This is a genomic window from Erythrobacter oryzae (assembly GCF_030271515.1).
GTDB classification, from domain to species: domain Bacteria; phylum Pseudomonadota; class Alphaproteobacteria; order Sphingomonadales; family Sphingomonadaceae; genus Erythrobacter; species Erythrobacter oryzae.
Genome location: NZ_JASCXI010000001.1, coordinates 696,018 through 716,725, shown reverse-complemented (window position 1 = coordinate 716,725; position 20,708 = coordinate 696,018). Strand labels below are relative to the sequence as shown.

Sequence of the window (20,708 nt, the reverse complement as noted above, 5' to 3'; positions counted from 1 at the left end):
AACGAGATGTAAGTATGGGCAAGGAAACCGGATTTCTCGAGCTGGACCGCCGCGAGCGGGATTATCTCGATCCCAAGGAGCGCCTGAAGAACTACCGCGAATTCGTCATCCAGCCGGATGACGCGACGCTGACGGGGCAGGCCTCGCGCTGCATGAATTGCGGCATTCCCTATTGCCACAACGGCTGTCCGGTGAACAACATGATCCCGGACTGGAACCACCTCGTCTACGAGGCGGACTGGAAGCGCGCGCTCGCCAATCTCCATTCCACCAACAACTTCCCCGAATTCACCGGCCGCATCTGTCCCGCCCCGTGCGAGGCGGCGTGCACATTGAACATCATCGACCAGCCGGTCACCATCAAGTCGATCGAATGCGCGATCGTCGACCGCGGGTGGCAGGAAGGCTGGATTACGCCGCAGGTGCCCGAAAAGAAGACCGGCAAGTCGGTTGCGGTGGTCGGCTCGGGCCCGGCGGGCCTCGCCTGCGCGCAGCAGCTGGCGCGCGCCGGGCATTCGGTGACGGTGTTCGAGAAGTCGGACCGCGTCGGCGGGCTGCTGCGCTACGGCATCCCCGACTTCAAGATGGAAAAGCACCTCATCAACCGCCGCTGCGTGCAGATGGAGGCAGAAGGGGTCACCTTCAAAACTTCCAAGGAAGTCGGCGTCGACATCTCCTTCGCTTCGCTGAAGGAGAATTTCGACGCGGTAGTGCTCGCCGGCGGCGCGGAAGATGCGCGCCAGCTGCAGATCCCGGGCGCGGAGATGCCCGGCGTGCGCCTCGCGATGGAATTCCTCACCCAGCAGAACAAGCGCGTTGCAGGCGACGACGAACTGCGCGCCGCCCCACGCGGCTCGCTGGTCGCCACGGGCAAGCATGTCGTGGTGCTCGGCGGCGGGGACACGGGGAGCGACTGTGTCGGCACCTCGAACCGGCAGGGCGCCAAGAGTGTCACCCAGCTCGAGATCATGCCCAAGCCGCCCGAGAAGGAAGACAAGGCGCTGACCTGGCCCGACTGGCCGATGAAGCTGCGCACCTCGTCCAGCCACCAGGAAGGCGTCGAGCGCGACTGGGCGGTGCTCGCCAAGCGCGTGATCGGCGATGGCCAGAAGGTCACGGGCCTCGAATGCGTGCGGGTCGAGTGGAAGGATCGCCAGATGCAGGAAATCGCAGGCAGCGAATTCACCATCCCGGCCGACCTGATCCTGCTCGCGATGGGCTTCGTCGGCCCGCGCAAGGCGGGTCTGCTCGAACAGGCGGGCGTCACGCTCGACGCGCGCGGCAATGTCGCGGCGGACACCAGCAGCTACGCCACCAGCGAGCCCAACGTGTTCGCCTGCGGCGACATGCGGCGCGGGCAGAGCCTTGTGGTCTGGGCGATCCGCGAGGGACGTCAGGCCGCGCGCGCGGTTGACGAGGCGCTGATGGGGGTTTCCGCCCTCCCGCGCTGAGGCGAGCGCCTGACGCGCGGCGTCAGGAGTGCTTGAACTTGCGCTTGTGCTTATGCGCGGGCTTGCCCGGCTTGGGGCCGCCCGCGTTATGGCCGCCGGGCTTGACGAACCCGCGCGCGGGCGGCTTGGCCTTGACGAAGGCATTGTCGGCGTTGCTGCGCGAGGGGCGCAGCTGGCGGTTGCTGCGCGCCGCTTCGCGCGGGCCGGCGTCGGAGCGCTCGATCCGCACCACTTCCTCGTCACCCTGCGGCTCGCCGGTGCGCGCGGCAGTGGCGGCATATTTGTCGGCGAGCGCGCGCGGGATCTGGAAATAGGTCTCGGCCTGGCCGATGCGGATCGCGCCGATCTCGTTCTTGGTGATGTGCCCGCGGCGGCAGATCAGCGGCAGCAGCCAGCGCGGGTCGGCGCCGTCGCTGCGGCCGATATCCATCCGGAACCACACCGTGTCCTCGAAGCCGGGGCGGTAGCGTTCCTTCTGCGCATCGCGGCTGTTGGCGGTGATCTCTTCGGGCTCGGGCATCCGCGCGCGGTGGGCGTGGACGAGCATCGCGGCGATATCCTCGGGCGAGCGTTCGGCGAGCAGGCGCTGGGCGAGCTCGCGGTCGGCCTCGTCGAATTCGGTCGGGGCGAGGAGCTTTTCCAGCAGCCGCTCGCGGTCGCGCGTGGCGATCATCTCGGGGCCGGGCACGTCCTGCCACTCCGCAGCGATCTGCGCGCGGCCGAGCATCGCCTCGGTGCGGCGGCGGGCGGAGAAGGGCACGATCAGCACCGCGATCCCCTTGCGCCCCGCGCGGCCCGTGCGGCCCGAGCGGTGCTGGAGCGTTTCGGCATCGCGCGGCAGCTCGACATGGACGACGAGGCTGAGCGTCGGCAGGTCGATCCCGCGCGCGGCGACGTCGGTCGCAACGCACACCCGCGCGCGGCCGTCGCGCAGGGCTTGCAAGGCCTGGTTGCGTTCGGACTGCGAATGCTCGCCCGACAGCGCCACGACCGCAAAGCCGCGCTCCTGCAGGGTGGCGTGGAGGTGGCGCACCTTCTCGCGCGTGGAGCAGAACAGGATCGCGGTCTCCGCCTCGTGGAAGCGCAGCAGGTTGACCACCGCGTTCTCGACTTCCGGCGGGGAGACGGTGACGGCCTGATAGGCGATGTCGCCATGCCCGCGCCCGCCTTCGCTGATGGTGGCGATGCGCAGCGCTTCGTGCTGGTAGCGGCGGGCCAGCGCCTCGATCGGGCGCGGCATGGTGGCCGAAAACAGCAGCGTGCGGCGCGTGTCGGGGGTGGCATCGAGGATCGCTTCGAGCTCCTCGCGAAAGCCCATGTCGAGCATCTCGTCGGCTTCATCCAGCACCGCGACGGCGAGGCCCGAGAGGTCCAGTGCCCCGCGCTCGAAATGGTCGCGCAGGCGTCCCGGCGTGCCGACGACGATCGCGGGCCCCGAGTTCAGCACCTTGCGCTCGGCCGAGGGGTTCATGCCGCCGACGCAGGTCGCGACGCGCGCGCCGGTGCGCTGGTAGAGCCATTCGAGCTCGCGGCTGACCTGGAGTGCCAACTCGCGGGTCGGAGTGATGACCAGCGCGCGGGGGCTCTCCACGAAACCGATCCGCTCCGCGTCCCCGAGCAGTTCGGGCACCATCGCAAGGCCGAAGGCGACGGTCTTGCCCGATCCGGTCTGGGCCGAGACGACAAGGTCACGCCCCGATGCTGCGGGCTCGAGCACGGCGGCCTGCACGCTGGTGGCTTCGGCATAGCCGCGCTCTTCAAGGGCGGCGGCAATGGGGGCGGGGAGAGCGGGGAAGGTCATGAGGAGGATACTTTTCTTGGGGCAGGCGCGCCGTCCGCGTCATGGCGCGGGAGCAGGCGAATGGCCGGGGGGAGAGGCGAGGGGCGCAGGTCGCCCCGCACAAACAAGCGCGGCCCATAGCGACAAATGCAGCCCTTGGCCTGCCAAAAGTGCGCTTCCTGCAAATGAATGGGTATGCGCGGCTGCGCGAGGGCCAGGGCAGGCCGCCCGCGGCCCGCTATGGTGAGGGGGCGGACCTGTGATATGCTGATGCCTTCTTCGGGGGAGGGAATCGCGATGCGCACTGCTTTTTCGGCTACCATTGTCATCGGCGGCCTTGGCGGCGCGGCAGCGCTGATGTCGGCGACCGCTCTGTCCCAGTCTGCGGCAAGCCCGCCCGTGCGCTACACGATGGATGCAGCCACGATGAGCGGCATGGCCGCGATGGCGGGTGGCGGCGGCGGAGGTCTGGGCGGGATGATGAGCATGATGCGCGGCGGCCCGCCCAAGGCGGTGCGCACGCTCGAACTCGCCCACGGAGCGAGCGGCACCGCGCCCAAGCCGCAGGCCGATCACTTCATGCCCAAGGGCGCAGGGCTCGGCACGTCCTTGCGGCTGCTTCCTCCCCAGCCCGGGGGCGAACCCGATGGGGTGTCGCAGTTCGAACGGCCGAGCGGGAAGTTGCTGCTGTTCTGGGGCTGCGGTGCCAAGGCGCCCAAGGGCCAGCCGGTGGTGATCGACTTCGCCAAGCTCGCAGCTGGGCAGATGCCGCCGGGCCTGTTCATGGATGCGGCAAACCTGCCCGATGACTGGCGCATCCTTGCATCGAACAGCCGCACCTACACGTCGTGGCCCAATGGGAAGGATGGCGGCAAACCCGTGCCCGCCACCGGCTCGCTGATCGGCCCGCACAGGATCACGGCGAACTACGCCAAGGAGATCAACTTCTCCCTCGCCGAGGATTTCATGCCCCCGCTCGCCGCGCGCACCAGCGAGGCTCCGGGCGGTGCGTCGGTGCTGGCGTGGACCGGGCTCGAGAAGGCGACCGGTTACTACGCCTGGGCGATGGGCGCCAAGAGCATCGGCAAGGGCGGCACCCCGACCGAAATGGTGTGGTGGGCCTCGTCCAAGAGCCAGGCTTTCGGCGGGCCGCTGTGGGACTGGATTTCGCCCGCTGGGGTGCGCAAGTTGATCGCGGCGGGCACGGTGATGCCGCCCGAGCAGCGCGACTGCACCATCCCGACCGAGGTGATGAAGGCCAGCGGCGAGGGGATGATGGTGAGCCTTCAGGCCTATGGCCCGCAAGCCGATTTCGCCTTTCCCGCGCGTCCCGCCGATCCCAAGAAGCCGTGGAACCCCGAATGGATCGCCCGGGTGCGGTTCCGCTCCTCGACGATGCTGATCCCGGGGATGGAGAGCATGGGCGCAATGTCCGGCGCGCAGGGCACGGACGCGGGCACCGAGCCCGCCAAGCCCGCCAAGAAGAAGTGCAAGGGCTTGAAGGGCCTTGCCGAGCGCGCTGCGGGCCTGTGCGAATAGGCCTGCTGCGGCGCGAGGGGATGAGGATCAATCTCAGGCGGCTCTTGCGATAGGGGGGGATGATGCAGCCGGTGCGACGCCGGGTGCGGGCTCGAGGACGAACTTTGCCAGCTGTCCGTTGAGTTCCGTTGCCTGGCGCGAAAGGCTGCGTGCCGCCGCCGAGGCCTGTTCCACCATCGCCGCGTTCTGCTGGGTCATGCGGTCGATATCGGAAACGGCGGCGTTGACGTTCGACAGGCCTTGCGCCTGACGCTGGGTCGATTGGCTGATGCCGGCAATCAAATGGGTCATCTCGGCAATACCCGCGACGATCGTTTCGAGCGCTTTGCCGGTATCTGCGACCAGTTCGACACCGGTTTCGACCTGGCGCTGCGATCCGGTGACCTTTGCCTTGATGTCGCTGGCCGCTTCGGCCGAGCGCTGTGCCAGTGCACGCACTTCGGAGGCGACCACCGCGAAGCCCTTGCCGGATTCGCCGGCGCGCGCGGCTTCGACCCCGGCATTGAGTGCGAGCAGATTGGTCTGAAAGGCGATCCCGTCAATCAGATCGACGATCGAGGATATTTCTTCGGAGGACCGCTCGATATCGGCCATCGCCGCAACCGCGCGCTTCATCACTTCGCCCGAGTTTTCGACCTTCTGCCGGGTATCGGCCATTGACTGGTCGACAGCGGCCGCATCGGATGCGGTGCGGCTGACTTCGGAAGTGATCGTGTTCATTTCCGCCAGCGTCCGTTCCACCCGGCTCGCCTGATCCTGCGTGCGGGTCGCGAGATCTTCGACCGCCACGCTGATCTCCGCAGCACCCCGGTCAATCGATTCGCGGGCATCCCCGACAACCGCCAGGGCGCTCCGGAGCGCTGCCACGGCATCGTTGAAGTCGTAGCGCAGCTTCTTGTATCCGTGGGGCAAGTGGCGATCGAGCGAGAAGGCGAGGTCGTTACGGGCCAGTTTCTCCAGCGCGCCGCTGAGCACGTCGACGATGATCTTCTGGTCGGCCGCCGTTTCGCGAACCTTCACCGCATTGTCGCGGAAGGTGTTCATTGCGCGGGCCATGCGGCCGACGCAGTCGCGGGTGTGGTCCTGGAACAGGATGTCGCTGGCGGTGTCCCCCGTCGCGAGCGCCTCCATGCGGATCACCGTGGTGACGTAGGGGTCGCAGATCAGCCTCTTGGACGTCAGCACGATCACCGGGGTGAGAATGACTAGGCCGAGCGCAAGCACCGCCCACGCCGAAAATCCGTCTGCGTTCCCTGCGAGCCATGCAGCCAGCACGGCAAGGCTGACGAGCGCCGTGTGGATGGCGGTCAGGGCATTGAACTTGGTGCGGATCGGGGCGTGCTTCGTGAACCAGTCGAACATCGGGTTTCCCTGCTTGGCTGGCGGCAAGGAGCGGTCGGCTGACGACCGATCCCCTGCAGCGCGAAGCAGACACTACACCCCGGAACTGTATGATATCTTGTGGAATGATCCTGTGAGGTTCACCTAGGCCTCGTCAAACCCGACGAAGCGTGCCGCCTCGTCCACCGCGCGGCGGGTGATCACGACGGGGTTGGCGGGGAAGTCCGGATCGGGCCAGCCCATCGCGACCGCCTTCATGATCACCTGATCCTCGGGGATGCCCGCGTGTTCGCGCACCACCGGCGATTGCATGATCCCTTGCGAGTTGATCACGCAGCCGAGGCCCTTGCTCCACGCCGCATTGACCAGCGCTGTGGTGACAGCGCCGCAATCGAACACGGTGTCGTCGGCCTCGGAGAGTTCCTTGTCATAGGTGACGATCACGCACACCGGCGCGTCGAACTGGCGGAAGCCGCGCAGCACCCAGTCCTGGCGCGCTGCCTTGTCGTCGCGGCCGATGCCCATCGCCTCGAACAGCTGGATCGCGCAGCCGACCTGCCGGTCGCGGTGGACGCCTTCGAACGGGCGGCCCTTCCGGAACTCGCGGCTGTCGGGCTCGCCGGCGAGGATGCGTTCGGTGTTGCCCTTGCGGATGCGGTCGAGCGGTTCGCCGGTAATGACGTGGAAGTGATAGGGCTGGGTGTTCATCGACGAGGGAGAGCGCATTGCCAAGGTCAGCACTTCCTCGATCAGCGCGCGCGGCACGGGCTTGTCGAGGTACCCGCGAATGCTCCGCCGCCCGAGCACCACCTCGGCATAGGTCTGGTCAGGCGTGCCGCCCATTTTCAGTCTCTCCCTTGCAACTGACCGAAGCGGCTAGCGCAAGGGAGAGTGAATGCAAAGGGTCAGCGGCGCGCCGTCAGCGCCCCGCCAAGGACGATGTCATTGTTTCCGTCGATAATCCGGAAGCCGAAAGCGAGCCCGGCCTCGCGTCCCTGCGGGCCGAAGAACCAGCCCGAAAAGCCGCCGCCCACCGATCCGTCCGGCACCCGGCTGAAGGGCGCCGCGAAGGTCTGCTGCGTGCCATCGATCACTGATTGGCCCGTGTAGGTTCCCAGCGCAGTGGAGGTCGGCGATAGCGAGCCATCGGACAGGAACTCGCGGCCGATGATGGTGACCGTGACGCTCACGGCACCGGTGGTCGGGTTCGCTGTGAGCTCTGCTGTGCTGGTGCTGATGTCGAACTGGCGGCGCACCGCGGTGGTCCGGTCGGTAATGAACGCTGTGCCGTTGTAGAAGAACTGCGTGTAGCTGATCGGCGTGCTCGGACGATCGGTCAGCAGGGTCGGCACCCCGATCACGCAGAAGGCGTTGGTGAGAATACTCGCCGGGCGGGTGAAGACGCGCGTTGTCCGGACATATTCCGCAGGCGTGGTGCCAAGGGTCGGCTGGGTGATCGCGAACCTGTTGCCGAAGCCGTCGCTGGCAACCTGGCGATAGGCGACCGTATTGGGCTGCGTGGTCGAGATGATGTCGGCGGGAGTGAAAGTGTAGGTGTAGTCGAACCCGTCAGGTGAGCGGCTCGCGATCCGCCAGCTGCTGGTCGCGGAAAGAAAATCGTGGTCGATTGCGAGCGGAAATGTCGAGGAGCGGATGAAGCCGACGTCGCTGAACAGGCTGATTTGTCCGGCCTGCTCGGTCGTTCCGGCGCAGGCGCTTCTGAATTGCTGATCGCCGGTCAGCGCCGAGAACAGACTATAGGTCGGCGTCGGTGTAGGGGAGGGCGTCGGGGTCGGCGTACCGCCGCCACCGGTTGCCGGAGGGGAGCCGCCGCTATCGCCGCCGCCGCATGCCGCCAACGCGAGCGCGAGGCCCGCGGACACCAAAAACCGATTCATCGTGGATGCGCCCCCAAAAATTCCTGCGGGAACGCATATCCATAAGGATCGTTTGCGCAAGCCGGAATTGCCGGCCTCAGGCCGCTTCGGCGAGCCCCAGTTCGAGCCGGTCCCAGATCTCGACCAGCGCCGCGGTCAGCTCGTCCATCATTTCGTCGGTGTGGTGCGGGCCCGGCGTGAAGCGCAGGCGCTCGGTGCCGCGGGGGACGGTGGGGAAGTTGATCGGCTGTACATAGACGCCGTATTCGGCGAGCAGGATGTCGCTGATCTTCTTGGCGCGCACCGGATCGCCGACCATCAGCGGGACGATATGCGTGACCGAGTCCATCACCGGCAGGCCCGCTTCGGCGAACTTCAGCTTCAGCAGCGCGGCAGCGCGCTGCTGGGCGTTGCGCTCGACGCTGCTCTCCTTGAGGTGCCGCACGCTCGCCAGCACGCCCGCGACCAGAACCGGCGACAGGGAGGTCGTGAAGATGAAGCCCGGCGCGTAGCTCCGGATGCAGTCCACCACCTTGGCGGAGGCAGCAATGTAGCCGCCCATGACTCCAAAAGCCTTGCCGAGCGTGCCCTCGATGATGTCGATCCGGTGCGCCGCGCCGTCACGTTCCGAAATGCCGCCGCCGCGCGCGCCATACATGCCGACCGCGTGGACCTCGTCGATATAGGTCAATGCGTTGTACTTCTCGGCGAGGTCGCAGATCGCGTGGATCGGGGCGACATCGCCGTCCATCGAATAGACGCTCTCGAAGGCGATCAGCTTGGGGGTGTCGGGATCGACGCTTGCCAGCAGCTCTTCGAGGTGAGCCACGTCATTGTGGCGGAACACCTTCTTTTCGCAGCCCGAATTGCGGATCCCGGCGATCATGCTGGCGTGGTTCAACTCGTCCGAGAAGATCACGCAGCCCGGCAACAGCTTGGCCAGCGTCGAGAGCGTCGCGTCGTTCGAGACATAGCCCGACGTGAACAGCAGCGCGGCGTCCTTGCCGTGGAGGTCGGCGAGTTCCTGTTCCAGCTCGACATGCAGATGCGTGTTGCCGCCGATATTGCGAGTGCCGCCGCTGCCCGCACCGACATCGTGGAGCGCGGCTTCCATCGCGCCGATCACCTTGTCGTGCTGGCCCATGCACAGGTAGTCGTTCGAGCACCACACCGTGATCGGCTTGGGGCCGTTGTGGCCGTGGAAACAGCGCGCGTTGGGATAAGCGCCCTTGTTGCGCATGATGTCGATGAAGACGCGGTAGCGGCCTTCCTCGTGCAGCCGGTCGATCGCGGAATCGAAGATCTGGTCGTAGTTCACGTCACGCGTCTCGCTCATGTCGCGGCCACCGTGGCGGGGGGACGCGTGTTCCTGCCTTGCTTTTGTCCCGCCACAACGAGCCAGAAGGCGGAAAGTTTCGCCGCTATTTAAGGGCGCGGCGGCGCATTTTCCACCGCGATCTTTGCGAGTGTTTCGCAAGCGATCTTCCGCGGATCAGAACGCTTCCGCGCTCCCGAAGCCGCGTGCGGCGAGGGCCCCCTCGAGCCCCGCTGCGCCCGCGAGCGGTCCCGTGACGACGAACCTGTTGTGGGGGCGGTCGGGGCCGGGGGAGGGCACGAAGCTCTGTCCTTCGAGCAGATGCGCGATGCGCCGCGCGATGCCGGCCGCGCCGTCGACTTGCTGGACGTTCTGGCCGAAGGCTGCGGCCAGTTCGTCGGAGAGCAGCGGGAAATGGGTGCAGGCGAGCACCAGCGTGTCGATCCGCTCGTTCCCGGCCATGGCTTGCAGCCGGTCGCGGACATCGGCGATCAGCGCCGGATCCACGCCGCGCCCGCGAAGTTTCGCCTCGGCGGCCTGCACCAGACCGGGGGCGGCAAGGCGCAGCAGGCGCTTGCCGCCCGCGAACTGCGTCTCGAGGTCGTCGACGTAGCGCTGCCGGATCGTTGCCTCGGTGCCGACAAGGCCGATGGTGCCGGTCTGCGTCAGCGCGGCAGCGGGTTTGATCGCGGGGACGGTGCCGACCACAGGGATCTCGAGCACGTCGCGCACCATGCCAAGCGCGATGGTGCTCGCGGTGTTGCAGGCGATGCAGGCGAGGCGCGGCTGCCAGCGTTCGGCCATGCGCCCGAGCAGCCCCGCCACCCGCGCGGCAATCTGCGCCTCGGTCTTGGTGCCATAGGGCAGGCCCGCAAGGTCCGCGGCGTAGATGACGGGGGCGTCCGGCAGCCCCTTGCGCAAGGCGTCATAGACGGTGAGCCCGCCGACACCGGAATCGAACAGCAGGATCGGGGCAGCAGGATCGGCCATTGCACCCGCGGCGATGGCCGAGCCGCCGCCCGAGGTCAACTCTCGGGGCTGCGGGGCATCGCCGCGACATGGGCTTGGGCGAATCGCATGCGCGGCGCTATGGGGTTCGCATGGAACCGTTTTTTGCCGCCTTGCTGGGCTTTGCCCTGGGCTCGATCCCCTTCGGCCTGATCCTCACCCGCGCCGCCGGGCTGGGGGATGTGAGGAAGATCGGCAGCGGCAGCATCGGCGCGACCAATGTGCTGCGCACCGGCAACAAGGGGCTGGCGGCAGCGACCGTGCTGCTCGATGCGGCGAAGGCGGTGATCCCGGTGCTGGTCGCCCGCGCGGTGTGGCCCGGCACGGAAGGCATTGCGGCGGTCGCGGCGGTCGCCGGACATTGCTTCACCCCGTGGCTCGCCTTCAAGGGCGGCAAGGGTTTTGCGAGCGCGGCCGGAGCCTTGGCCGCGCTGGCCTGGCCCGCGATGCTCGCCTGCGCCGCGATCTGGGGCATGACGCTGTTCCTCAGCCGGATTTCCTCGGTCTCCTCGCTGGTGAGCGTGGTCGCCGCGCCGGTGGTGGCATGGGGCCTCGGCTACCCGCAGGTGATCCCCCCGCTGATCGCTATCGCGGCCATCGTGATCGTCCAGCACCGCGCCAATATCGGCCGGCTGATGCGGGGGGAGGAGCCGAAGGTCGGCTCATCCTCGGCCAAGCCGTGACAGGGGTGCGCATCTGATGGAGAGCACGGGGTCGCAGCCATCGCTCTCACAGCAAGAGGCCTTCGCGCGCATCCGCCTGCTGCGCTCGCCCAATATCGGCCCCATCAGTTACCGCCAACTGCTCGCCCGCTTCGGCAGCGCGGGGGCCGCGCTCGATGCGCTGCCCGATCTCGCCAGCCGGGGCGGGCGCGCCTATCGCCCCGCCAGCGCGGAGAGCATCGAGCGCGAGGTAGTGGCTGTCCGCGCGGCGGGCGCACGCTACCTGTTCCACGACCAGCCCGATTACCCCGCGCTGCTGGGCGAGCTCGATTCCGCCCCGCCGATCCTCACCTGCCGCGGCAACCTTGCGCTGGCGAGCGGCCCTTGCGTCGCGCTGGTCGGCGCGCGCAATGCCAGCGCCGCGGCGGTCAAGCTCGCCCGCGATTTCGCCGCGGCGCTGGCCGAGGCGGGCTTCACCGTCGTCTCGGGGCTGGCGCGCGGGATCGACGGGGCGGCGCACGAGGGCGCCTTCCCGCAGACGATCGGCGTGATCGCGAGCGGGATCGACATCGCGTACCCCCCGCAGCACACCGACTTGCAGGAGCGCATCGCCACAGAGAGCCTGCTGATCGCCGAACAGCCCCCCGGCACCGAGCCGCGCGGGCGGCATTTCCCTTCGAGGAACCGCATCATCGCGGGCCTCGCAAGCGGCACGCTGGTGATCGAGGCCGCCCCGCAGTCGGGCTCGCTCATCACCGCCAGGCTCGCGGGCGAGGCGGGGCGCGAGGTGATGGCGATCCCAGGCTCCCCGCTCGACGCGCGCAGCCTGGGGTGCAACCAGCTGATCCGCGAAGGCGCGGTGCTGGTGCAGACGCCCGAGGAGGTGGTGGAACTGCTGCAAAGTTTTACGGGCGCGCCGCGCTCGCGTTTCCGCGTCGCGGACAGTCCCTCGGACTTCGACTACGCCGAACTGGCGAAACTCGACTGGGGCGAGGCGCGCGCCGATTTCAGCCACGACATCGCCCATCTGCTGACCAACGCCCCGGTCGCGGTCGACGAGCTGATCCGCCAGACGGAAGCGACCCCCGCCGAGGTGCACATGGCGCTGCTCGAACTGGAGCTGGCGGGCGAGCTGGTGCGCGAGGCGGACGGAACCGTTCGCAGGGCCTAGCTCTTCGGAATGATCACCCCGCAGGCCTGACGCCCGCCGCTCGAGGCCATGGTCTTGTAGTCGTCGGTCGCGGCGTGGATCATGATCGCCGCGCCGTCCGCGTCGTGGAGCGCGTGGGGGAGGGCCTCGCTCGCGGGGCCGTGGATGGTGACATCGGGGACGAAGAATTCGGCCATCGCGGTGCCGTCGGCAGCGACGTCGAGGTTGGGCAGGTCGCCCGCGTGATAGCCGCCCGGCGCGTGGAAGCCGTGCTCGTTCCCGGCGGGGTTGAAGTGGCCGCCCGCTGCCATGAAGTCGGGCGCGCAGGCGCCGACGGTGTGGATGTGGAGCCCGTGCTTGCCGGCCGGAAGCCCCTTGACCGCAACCGCGACCACCACCCCGTGCTCGGTCTGGGTGAAGCTGATCGTGCCCACGTCCGTGCCGTCGGCGAGCTTCATCGCCGCGACCGTCGCGGCTTCGACCTTGCCTTCGTGATGATCCGCCAAGACGGGCGAAGCCAGCGCGGTGAGCGCAAGGGCGGCGAGGGCGGGGCGGGCAAGGCGGGTCATCGGCAGGTGCTCCTTCATGTGCAGTCCGGGCGTAACCGCCTGCGTCTATCGAGGTTCCGGACCGCGGGGCGAGGCGGGCGCGCCGTTCGGCCAGACGATATTGCGCGCCCGGCAGCCGCGCGGCTTTCCAACCCTCACCGCTATTCCATGCGTGCCTCCCCGGCGCAAGGCGCGCTTGACTTGGCGCAAGCTTCCTCGCCACCCTCGCGCGTACGTACACGTAAGGACACCTCTCGAAAGCCCATGCAGCTCGTCATCGTCGAATCCCCCGCCAAGGCCAAAACCATCGAGAAGTATCTGGGCAAGGACTTCAAGGTCCTCGCCTCCTATGGCCATGTCCGCGATCTGCCGCCCAAGGACGGCAGCGTGAGGCCGGAGGACGATTTCGCGATGGAGTGGGAACTCTACCGCGACAAGCAGAGCCGCTTCAAGGAAATCGCCGACGCGGCCAAGGGCGCCTCGCGGCTCGTGCTGGCGACCGACCCTGACCGCGAGGGTGAGGCGATCAGCTGGCATGTGCAGGAGTTGCTGGCGAAGAAGAAGGCGCTCCCCAAGCAGGTCGACCGCGTCACCTTCAACGCGATCACCAAGCAGGCCGTGACCGAGGCGATGACGCGCCCGCGCGAATTGGATCAGCCGTTGATCGACGCCTATCTGGCGCGCCGCGCGCTCGACTATCTATTCGGCTTTACCTTGTCGCCGGTGCTGTGGAGGAAGCTCCCCGGCGCCAAATCGGCAGGCCGCGTGCAGTCGGTGGCGCTGCGCCTCATCGTCGAGCGTGAGCGCGAGATCGAAGCCTTCCGGGCGGAGGAATACTGGAGCGTGCTCGCCAAGATGCAGCACGACGGCACGGAGTTCGATGCGCGCCTCGTCAAGTTCAAGGGCGTGAAGCTGGAGCGCCTTAGCCTCGGCAACCAAGGCATCGCGATGGAGGCCAAGGCGGCGGTCGAGGCCGGCCGCTTCACGGTCGAGGGTGTCGAGACCAAGCCGGTCAAGCGCATCCCCGCGCCGCCCTTCACCACATCGACCTTGCAGCAGGAGGCCGCGCGCAAGCTCGGCTTCTCGGCGCAGCACACCATGCGGCTCGCGCAAAGCCTCTACGAGGCGGGCGCGATCACCTACATGCGGACCGACGGCGTGCAGATGGACATGAGCGCGATCATGGCCGCGCGCGATGCCATCGCGGCGCGGTTCAGCGAAGATTACCGCCCTGAAAAGCCGCGGATGTATTCGACCAAGGCGAAGAACGCGCAGGAAGCCCACGAGGCGATCCGCCCCACCGATTTCACGCGCGAGCGCGCCGGAACGGGCGATGAGGGCAAGCTTTATGACCTCATCTTCAAGCGCGCGATGGCGAGCCAGATGGCGACCGCGCTGCTCGAACGCACCACGGTCACCTTGCGCGATGCCACGGGCCAGCATGAGTTGCGCGCCACGGGGCAGGTGATCCGCTTCCCCGGCTTCCTTGCGGTCTATCAGGAAGGGCTTGACGACAGCGAGGATGACGACGGTGGCCTGCTCCCGCAGATGAAGGCGGGCGACATGCCGGCCAAGCGCGCTGTCGAAGCCACCCAGCACTTCACCCAGCCGCCGCCGCGCTTCTCCGAAGCCAGCCTTGTGAAGCGTCTCGAGGAACTCGGCATCGGCCGCCCCTCGACCTATGCCTCGACCATCCAGACCCTGCGTGACCGCGCCTATGTGCGGATGGAGAAGAACCGCTTCTTCGCGGAAGAAAGCGGCCGGTTGCTGACCGCCTTCCTCGAACGCTTCTTCCCCACCTATGTCGCCTATGACTTCACCGCCGGGATGGAGGACGAGCTCGATGTCGTCTCCGACGGGCGCGAGGAATACAAGGCGCTGCTCGCGCGCTTCTGGCGCGACTTCAAGCCCAAGGCTGACGAGGTGATGGACAAGAAGCCCTCGGAAGTGACCGAGGCGCTCGACGATTACCTGTCCGACTTCCTCTTCCCCCCGCGTGAGGATGGACATGATCCGCGCGCCTGTCCGCTCTGCGCCACCGAGGGCCGCGCGAACGGGCGGCTGTCGCTCAGGGGCGGCAAGTTTGGCGCCTTCGTCGCCTGCGTGAACTACCCCGAGTGCAAATATACCCGCCGCTTCGCCCAGCCGGGCGGCGAGGGCGAGGGCGGCGGCGAGGACGGGATCCTCGGCCAGCACCCCGAGACCGGCGAGAACATCCTGCGCAAGACCGGGCGCTTCGGCCCCTATGTCGAGATGGGCGAGGGCAAGGAAGCAAAGCGCGCGAGCATCCCCAAGGACTTGGACGACTTCGGGCTCGACTGGGCGGTGAAGCTTTTGGACCTCCCCCGCATCATCGGCGCGCACCCCGACACGGGGCTGGAGATCGAGGCCAATATCGGGCGTTACGGGCCCTATCTCAGGCATGACGGCAAGTATGGCAAGCTGACCAACACCCGCGAGGTGTTCGAGGTCGGCATGAACCGCGCGGTCGACATTCTCGCGCAGGCCGCCAATCGCGGCGGCGCGGGGGCGGCGCGCGGCAAGGCGGAAGCGATCGCGACTCTGGGCGAACACCCCACCAGCGGCGGCGAGATCAAGGTCATGCCCGGGCGCTATGGCCCCTATGTCACCGACGGCACCACCAACGCCACGATCCCGCGCGACGTGAAGCCGGAGGACGTCACGCTTGCCGCCGCCATCGAGTTGATCGACGCGCGCGCCGCCAAGGGGCCGGCCAAGGGGAAGGGCAAGAAGAAGGCCGCTCCCAAGAAGGCTGCGGCCAAGAAAAAGGCCCCCGCCAAAGCCAAGGCGAAAACTGCGACGAAGTGAGTGTGAAAGCGGCTGAAAACCCCGTTTCGGGTCCCCGTCGTGTTGAGGAAAAATAAAGCATTTGCCCGATAGAACCGGCGTCAGACGAGGGCTGCGCCGTGATCGAAATCGAAGTCCAGAACGAAACCCATCAGACCCAGAGCCGCATCCGCTTTGCCGCGGTGCCGCGTATCGGCGAAGGCCTGCGCCTGCGCGAGCCGGACGGCATGTGGGCGAGCTACGACGTGCTCGACGTGTGGTACCAGAAGGCCGAATTCGGCGATGTCTGGATGCCCTATCTCCACGTCCGCGTGACGCCCGGCGAGATGATCGGTTCGATCGAGGCCGATCCCTATTCCGACGATTACGCCGCGCAGGGCTATGCCAGCATGGGCGGGGGGCGCTGAGATGCAGAACCTGATCAAGCGCAACACCGGCCCGAACCGCCACGCTCCGGGCGACGGCAAGACCCTGGCTGAAAAGCTCGCGCAGAACGAGGCGCTGCTCGCCGCCGCGGCCGAGGAAAGCGCCGCGCGCGTTGCGGCCGCCGCTGCCACCGAGGCCCCCGCAGACCCCGCGCCGGCTGCGCCCCAGCCGCCGCGCCCCGCCGCGCCCGCCGTCGACCCCGACGACACCGCCGCAATCGTCGCCGCCGCCAAGGCGATGCGCGACCGCTATGCCGGAACGCCCGCGCCCGCGACGGTCACCAAGACCTGCCTCATCGTCGACGACAGCCGCGTGATCCGCAAGGTCTCGAGCAAGATCGCGATCAGCCTCGGCTATGTCCCGATCGAGGCCGAAAACGGCGAGGAAGCGCTCGCCCGCTGCAAGAAGTCGATGCCCGATCTGGTGCTGACCGACTGGAACATGCCCGAAATGGACGGCATCGCCTTCGTCACCAAGCTGCGCAGCATCCCCACGCCCAAGGAGCCGGTGGTGGTGTTCTGCACCTCGAACGGCGAGGCCAAGGACATCCACGACGGCATCGCCGCGGGCGCGGACGACTACATCGTCAAACCCTTCGACGAGGCCGCGCTACGCGCCAAGCTGGAGAAGCTGGGGCGGGGGTGAGCCGATCGCCCGGCGTCGGGCGTGCTACCGTCTCTCGAGGCAGATTTACGAACCGAGGCAGGTCTTGGCGAAGGCCTGGCTCGCGGCCGCGTATTCGTCTTTCGCCGATCCCGACAGGCTCTGGAAGATGCGCGCACCCTCGCCGGTCGCGCGCAGGATATCGGTGAGGACGGCAGCCGGGTCCATCCCCTCCTTCTCGCCCGCCGCGATGGCCTTGGCCTTGGCGCGCTCCATCACCGCCTGCGCGGTCGGCGCACCGGTGCCGCTGGTGAGCGCCTGCAAGCCGACCGCGCGGAAGCAGTCGCGGGCATAGGCATAGGTCCCGGGCTCGGCATCTGTGACGGCGGGCGCGCTCTGGCTGGAGCACGCGCCGAGCGCGGCCAACGCGACGGCGAGGCAGATGCGGCTGTGTTGGACGGTCATGGCATTTTCCGGCTTGGTTTGTGCCGCACCGGCTTAGCACGGGTCGGTTAATGATCCGGGCACGCTGCCGGGCGCAGCCTTGGCCAAGGACATCCACGACGGCATCGCCGCGGGGGCGAGGCTGCCTTGCAGGCGAAGCTGGGACGGAGGTAAGCTTCCCTCTTTTCCCGGCCGCTTCCTTCGCTTATCGCTGCCCCGTCATGCCATGTGGCAAGGGGGCTCGCATCGTGAATTCCGCAAGAAACCGCGCCGCCGCGGCGCTGCTCGCTCTGGCCTGCGCCGGCTGTGTCGCTTCGGCCCCGGTGCCCAAGGGCGCCGTGTTCGGGCCGCAATTCGCCGAGGCGACCTTCGAGCTCGGGCTTGCCGATACGGTCGGCTTCGGGGTCGCCACGACGCAGGAATACCGCGTCGGCGCCACGCCCGAGTTCGAAGAGGCGGGTGTCGTCAAGATCTTCACCTGGGCCGCCAAGAAACCCGCACCGCATTTGCTCGAGGCCGGCAAGCCGGTGGTCGTTTTCGCCAAGATGAACCGTATGACCGGCGCGCCCGGGATCACCAGCTCGTCGGATGCATGGTGCATCAACCGCTCGCGGTTCACCCCGGCGCCCGCGACCCGCTACCGCGTGGTGCAGAGCGGCGTTGCCACGGAAGGCTGCGCGCTGAGCGTGGTGGAAGCCGACACCGGGCGCGCGCCGGCCAGTCTGGAAGTGATCCCCTTTGCGAAGACCGCCCCGGCCAAGTAGGGCGACCAGCCTCGCCCCGCATCCCATCGGGGACCGGGCGCGGCCATCGGTCAGAACAGCTGGTCGGTGTCGGCGCGGGCCGATCGGGGCGACTTTTGCGCCTTGAGCCAGGAGCCGTTGATATTGCCCATCGGCGACGTCCCGACACTGCCTATGACGATGCTCGCAATCAGCGCCGCGACCACCCCGGCCCCGGCAAACACGAAGAACGGCCAGAGGTCACCCGAGGCGAGCCAGCGATAGGCGCCGAACAGGATGCCGCACATCATGCACACGATCCCGGCGGCCTTGGCGATCTGGCTGCTGGTCTCCTGCCTCGCGGCGAATTCGCAATAGAGCTCGTAGGAAATCGGCATCGGCGGCCCCTTCATGTAGGGCATTTTCAGGAACATCTGGCCGTCTATTTCCTCGAAGTAGTCGGAGCGAAACCGCTCCGCCAACGGATCGTCTCCAAACGCCATTAGCGCACCCAATCCAGCCCGATTTCCTCAAAGATTTCCTTGTCTTCGGCCCAGTTTTCCAACACCTTCACGTGCAGGAACAGGTGCACCTTGACCCCCAGCACCTCGGCCAGTTCCGCCCGCGCCGCGGCGCCGATCGCCTTGATCTTGGAGCCGCCCTTGCCCAGCACGATCGCGCGCTGGTTGTCGCGGGTGACGACGATCTGCTGGTGGATCTCGACCGAGCCATCGGCGCGCACCTCGTATTTTTCGGGCCGCACCGCGCTGTCGTAGGGCAGTTCCTCGTGGAGTTGCTGGTAAAGCTGTTCGCGGGTGATCTCGGCGGCGAGCAGGCGTTCCGAGGCGTCGGAGACCTGGTCCTCGGGGTACATCCATTCGCCCTCGGGCATCAGCTTGGCGAGGTTGTCCTTCAATTCGGGAACACCCTCGCCGGTCAGCGCCGAGATGAAGAACACCTCGGCGAAGTCGACCTTGCCGGTGAGTTCCTGCGCCAGCACCAGCAACGGCTCCTTCTTGGCGCGGTCGACCTTGTTGAGGACGAGGATCTTGCGCTCGGGTCGCGCTGCCAGCGTCTCCAGCAGCGGCTCCAGCTCATGGCGGCGCTGCTTGATCGGATCGACCATCAGCAGCACCGCATCGGCCGCCTCGGCGCCCTCCCACGCGGCGCTCACCATCGCGCGGTCGAGGCGGCGCTTGGGGGCGAAGATGCCGGGGGTGTCGACGAGAATCATCTGCGTGGGCGCGCCGTCGAGTTCGTGCAGCGCGATCCCGAGCATCCGCGCGCGCGTGGTCTGCGCCTTGGCCGAGGTGATCGCGACCTTCTGGCCGACGAGGGCATTCACGAGCGTGGACTTGCCCGCATTGGGCGCGCCGAGCACGGCGACAACGCCGCAGCGGGTGGGGGGCGTATCTGTCATAAGGAACCTTCTAGCACTATCGCTGCCATTGTTTCACGTGAAACATTTAGAGAACAAAATCACCCGAACTGCTCGAGGAACGCCTTGGCGGCGAGCTTTTCGGCCTCGCTCTTGCTGGTCGCGGTCGCCTCGGCACTGCCGACGTTCTTGATCGTGACCCGCACGGTGAAGCGCGCGGCGTGATCGGGGCCCGAGCGGTCGGTGACTTCGTAGAGCGGGGCCATGCGGCGGTTGCCCGCGGCCCATTCCTGCAGCGCGCTCTTGGGATGCTTGGCCTTGCCGACATCGCCTTCGAGCTCGTGCGCCCACAAGCGGTAGATCAGCGCCTGCGCCGCGTCGAAGCCGTGAGTGATGAAGCAGGCACCGATCAGCGCCTCCATAACGTCGCCGAGAATCTTGTCGCTGTCCGCCCCGCCATCGTCGCGCGCCTGCTTGCCGAGGCGGATGTGCTGGGGCAGGCCGATGCCGCGGGCGATCCGCGCGCAGGTCGCCCCGCTGACGAGCGCGTTGAGGCGCTGCGAGAGGCGGCCCTCCGGCGCGTCGCCGGCGCGGAACAGCCACGCGGCGACCGACAGGCCGAGGACGCGATCCCCAAGAAATTCAAGGCGTTGGTAGTCGGTCGCCTCGGCGCCCGAGCCGTTGAAGCTGCCGTGGGTCAGCGCTTCCAGCCAGGTCGCATCGGCCCCGGGGGCGAAGCCCTGTTCTTCGAGCCATGCGCGGGTTTCGGGGAGGAGCGCGCCGGTCACAGCGTGTCCCCGATCCGGCCCCAGCGCGCGGCCGAGAACCACGAGACGGGGTTGAGCCAGTCGGCGCTGCCGTCGGTCGACCACACGATCACTGCCGCGCGGCCCACCAGCAGGTCCTGCGCAACGAAGCCCACGCCCTCGCCCGCGGAGGCGGGGAAGCGGCTGTCCATCGAGCTGTCGCGGTTGTCGCCCATCACGAACAGGGTGCCGGGGGGCACGACCCGCTCGGAAAAAGCGTCGGCCGACCACGGGCCGAAATCGAGCGTCACATAGCTGCGCCCGTTCGGCAGAGTCTCGCGAAAAGCCTTGTAGCGGCACACTTCGCCCGTGCCGTCCGCGGCAGGCTCGGTCTCGCCGCCCCAGGCGCAGCCGGTGTTGGGCGAGAGCGGGACGAGCACGTCGGGGGCGGGGACGCGCGCCACCCGCTGCCCGTTCAGCACGACCTGCCCGTCGACCACCGCGACCCGGTCGCCCGGCACGCCGATCACGCGCTTGATGTAGTCGCGGCTATCGATCGGGTGCTTGAAGATCACGATGTCGCCGCGCTCCGGGGTGCCCGGCAGCAGCCGCCCCCCGGGCAGCGCGAGGTCGAAGGGCAGCGAGTGGCGCGAGATGCCGTAGGGCCACTTGGCCGCCAGCAGATAATCGCCGTTCATCAGCCGCGGAAGCATCGATTCCGAGGGGATCGAGAAGGGCGAGAATACGAATACCCGGAAGGCCAGCACCAGCAGCAACAGCTTGACGCAGAACCACGCGAAGCTACCCCAGCCATCGCCCGTCCGGGCACCGGCTGCGGCGGGCGGCGCGTCTCCGAGCGATTGGGTCTTAACATCCATCGCCCATGCCCTTACCCGCAGCGGCACACTTG

General features: G+C 67.8%; 20 protein-coding genes. 8 read left to right on the top strand and 12 right to left on the bottom strand.

The window, feature by feature from the left end:
- Nucleotides 1-14: 14 nt before the first annotated feature.
- Nucleotides 15-1,451 (top strand): glutamate synthase subunit beta, encoded by a 1,437-nt coding sequence (locus PFX90_RS03545; RefSeq protein WP_285710658.1) that lies wholly within the window; start codon nucleotides 15-17, stop codon nucleotides 1,449-1,451.
- Between the two features lie 22 nt (nucleotides 1,452-1,473).
- Here PFX90_RS03545 and PFX90_RS03540 read toward each other — a convergent pair whose 3' ends face one another.
- On the bottom strand, nucleotides 1,474-3,252 hold the full coding sequence (locus PFX90_RS03540; RefSeq protein ID WP_285710655.1) for a DEAD/DEAH box helicase: 1,779 nt from the start codon (nucleotides 3,250-3,252) through the stop codon (nucleotides 1,474-1,476).
- A gap of 276 nt (nucleotides 3,253-3,528) precedes the next feature.
- On the opposite strand from PFX90_RS03540, the gene PFX90_RS03535 reads away from it, so the two are divergent.
- Complete coding sequence (locus tag PFX90_RS03535) at nucleotides 3,529-4,770, top strand: hypothetical protein (protein ID WP_285710652.1); 1,242 nt, start codon at nucleotides 3,529-3,531, stop codon at nucleotides 4,768-4,770.
- Between the two features lie 33 nt (nucleotides 4,771-4,803).
- Here PFX90_RS03535 and PFX90_RS03530 read toward each other — a convergent pair whose 3' ends face one another.
- From PFX90_RS03530 to murI, 5 genes are all read right to left on the bottom strand, one after another.
- On the bottom strand, nucleotides 4,804-6,132 hold the full coding sequence (locus PFX90_RS03530) for a methyl-accepting chemotaxis protein (RefSeq protein WP_285710649.1): 1,329 nt from the start codon (nucleotides 6,130-6,132) through the stop codon (nucleotides 4,804-4,806).
- A gap of 123 nt (nucleotides 6,133-6,255) precedes the next feature.
- Entirely contained in the window at nucleotides 6,256-6,954 is a 699-nt protein-coding gene (locus PFX90_RS03525; RefSeq protein WP_285710646.1) for a nitroreductase, read from the bottom strand.
- Between the two features lie 62 nt (nucleotides 6,955-7,016).
- Nucleotides 7,017-8,009 carry a hypothetical protein gene (locus tag PFX90_RS03520; RefSeq protein WP_285710643.1) on the bottom strand — a complete coding sequence of 331 codons (993 nt, stop codon included), beginning with the start codon at nucleotides 8,007-8,009 and terminating at the stop codon, nucleotides 7,017-7,019.
- Nucleotides 8,010-8,085: 76 nt separating this feature from the next.
- Nucleotides 8,086-9,306: a 5-aminolevulinate synthase gene (gene hemA, locus PFX90_RS03515; protein WP_285711236.1), complete on the bottom strand. Its 1,221-nt coding sequence runs from the start codon at nucleotides 9,304-9,306 to the stop codon at nucleotides 8,086-8,088.
- A 174-nt stretch (nucleotides 9,307-9,480) separates the two neighbouring features.
- A complete protein-coding gene (gene murI / locus PFX90_RS03510) occupies nucleotides 9,481-10,293 on the bottom strand; it encodes a glutamate racemase (RefSeq protein ID WP_285710641.1) in 813 nt (270 codons plus the stop codon).
- Nucleotides 10,294-10,403: 110 nt separating this feature from the next.
- Here murI and plsY point away from each other — a divergent pair, with 110 nt between their 5' ends.
- Nucleotides 10,404-10,994, top strand: a complete 591-nt coding sequence (plsY, locus tag PFX90_RS03505) for a glycerol-3-phosphate 1-O-acyltransferase PlsY (protein ID WP_285710639.1) — start codon at nucleotides 10,404-10,406, stop codon at nucleotides 10,992-10,994.
- A gap of 16 nt (nucleotides 10,995-11,010) precedes the next feature.
- Nucleotides 11,011-12,144 carry a DNA-processing protein DprA gene (dprA, locus tag PFX90_RS03500; protein ID WP_285710637.1) on the top strand — a complete coding sequence of 378 codons (1,134 nt, stop codon included), beginning with the start codon at nucleotides 11,011-11,013 and terminating at the stop codon, nucleotides 12,142-12,144.
- On the opposite strand, the gene PFX90_RS03495 is transcribed toward dprA, so the two are convergent.
- The gene (locus PFX90_RS03495; RefSeq protein ID WP_285710634.1) at nucleotides 12,141-12,692 is read right to left on the bottom strand and encodes a superoxide dismutase family protein; all 552 of its coding nucleotides are present in this window, start codon (nucleotides 12,690-12,692) and stop codon (nucleotides 12,141-12,143) included. The two genes, dprA and PFX90_RS03495, sit on opposite strands and share 4 nt — an antisense overlap.
- Before the next feature lie 243 nt (nucleotides 12,693-12,935).
- Between PFX90_RS03495 and topA the strand changes: the two genes are divergently transcribed.
- From topA to PFX90_RS17105, 3 genes are all read left to right on the top strand, one after another.
- Nucleotides 12,936-15,500: a type I DNA topoisomerase gene (gene topA / locus PFX90_RS03490; protein WP_285710632.1), complete on the top strand. Its 2,565-nt coding sequence runs from the start codon at nucleotides 12,936-12,938 to the stop codon at nucleotides 15,498-15,500.
- 98 nt (nucleotides 15,501-15,598) lie between these two features.
- A complete protein-coding gene (locus PFX90_RS03485; RefSeq protein WP_285710631.1) occupies nucleotides 15,599-15,886 on the top strand; it encodes a hypothetical protein in 288 nt (95 codons plus the stop codon).
- 1 nt (nucleotide 15,887) lies between these two features.
- Nucleotides 15,888-16,550, top strand: a complete 663-nt coding sequence (locus PFX90_RS17105; protein ID WP_336426481.1) for a response regulator — start codon at nucleotides 15,888-15,890, stop codon at nucleotides 16,548-16,550.
- 45 nt (nucleotides 16,551-16,595) lie between these two features.
- Here PFX90_RS17105 and PFX90_RS03475 read toward each other — a convergent pair whose 3' ends face one another.
- Nucleotides 16,596-16,973 carry a hypothetical protein gene (locus PFX90_RS03475; protein ID WP_285710628.1) on the bottom strand — a complete coding sequence of 126 codons (378 nt, stop codon included), beginning with the start codon at nucleotides 16,971-16,973 and terminating at the stop codon, nucleotides 16,596-16,598.
- A 227-nt stretch (nucleotides 16,974-17,200) separates the two neighbouring features.
- Between PFX90_RS03475 and PFX90_RS03470 the strand changes: the two genes are divergently transcribed.
- Nucleotides 17,201-17,716 carry a hypothetical protein gene (locus PFX90_RS03470; protein WP_285710626.1) on the top strand — a complete coding sequence of 172 codons (516 nt, stop codon included), beginning with the start codon at nucleotides 17,201-17,203 and terminating at the stop codon, nucleotides 17,714-17,716.
- A 50-nt stretch (nucleotides 17,717-17,766) separates the two neighbouring features.
- Here the strand turns inward: PFX90_RS03470 and PFX90_RS03465 are convergent, their stop codons facing one another.
- The 4 genes from PFX90_RS03465 to lepB all read right to left on the bottom strand — a co-directional run bounded on the left by PFX90_RS03465 (nucleotide 17,767) and on the right by lepB (nucleotide 20,676).
- On the bottom strand, nucleotides 17,767-18,108 hold the full coding sequence (locus PFX90_RS03465) for a hypothetical protein (RefSeq protein WP_285710624.1): 342 nt from the start codon (nucleotides 18,106-18,108) through the stop codon (nucleotides 17,767-17,769).
- Between the two features lie 68 nt (nucleotides 18,109-18,176).
- Nucleotides 18,177-19,094 carry a GTPase Era gene (gene era, locus PFX90_RS03460; protein WP_285710621.1) on the bottom strand — a complete coding sequence of 306 codons (918 nt, stop codon included), beginning with the start codon at nucleotides 19,092-19,094 and terminating at the stop codon, nucleotides 18,177-18,179.
- A gap of 59 nt (nucleotides 19,095-19,153) precedes the next feature.
- Nucleotides 19,154-19,840, bottom strand: coding sequence for a ribonuclease III (gene rnc / locus PFX90_RS03455; protein WP_285710619.1), 687 nt, complete (start codon nucleotides 19,838-19,840; stop codon nucleotides 19,154-19,156).
- Nucleotides 19,837-20,676 (bottom strand): signal peptidase I, encoded by an 840-nt coding sequence (lepB, locus tag PFX90_RS03450; RefSeq protein WP_285710617.1) that lies wholly within the window; start codon nucleotides 20,674-20,676, stop codon nucleotides 19,837-19,839. Before lepB ends, rnc begins: the two co-directional genes overlap by 4 nt.
- Nucleotides 20,677-20,708 lie beyond the last annotated feature (32 nt).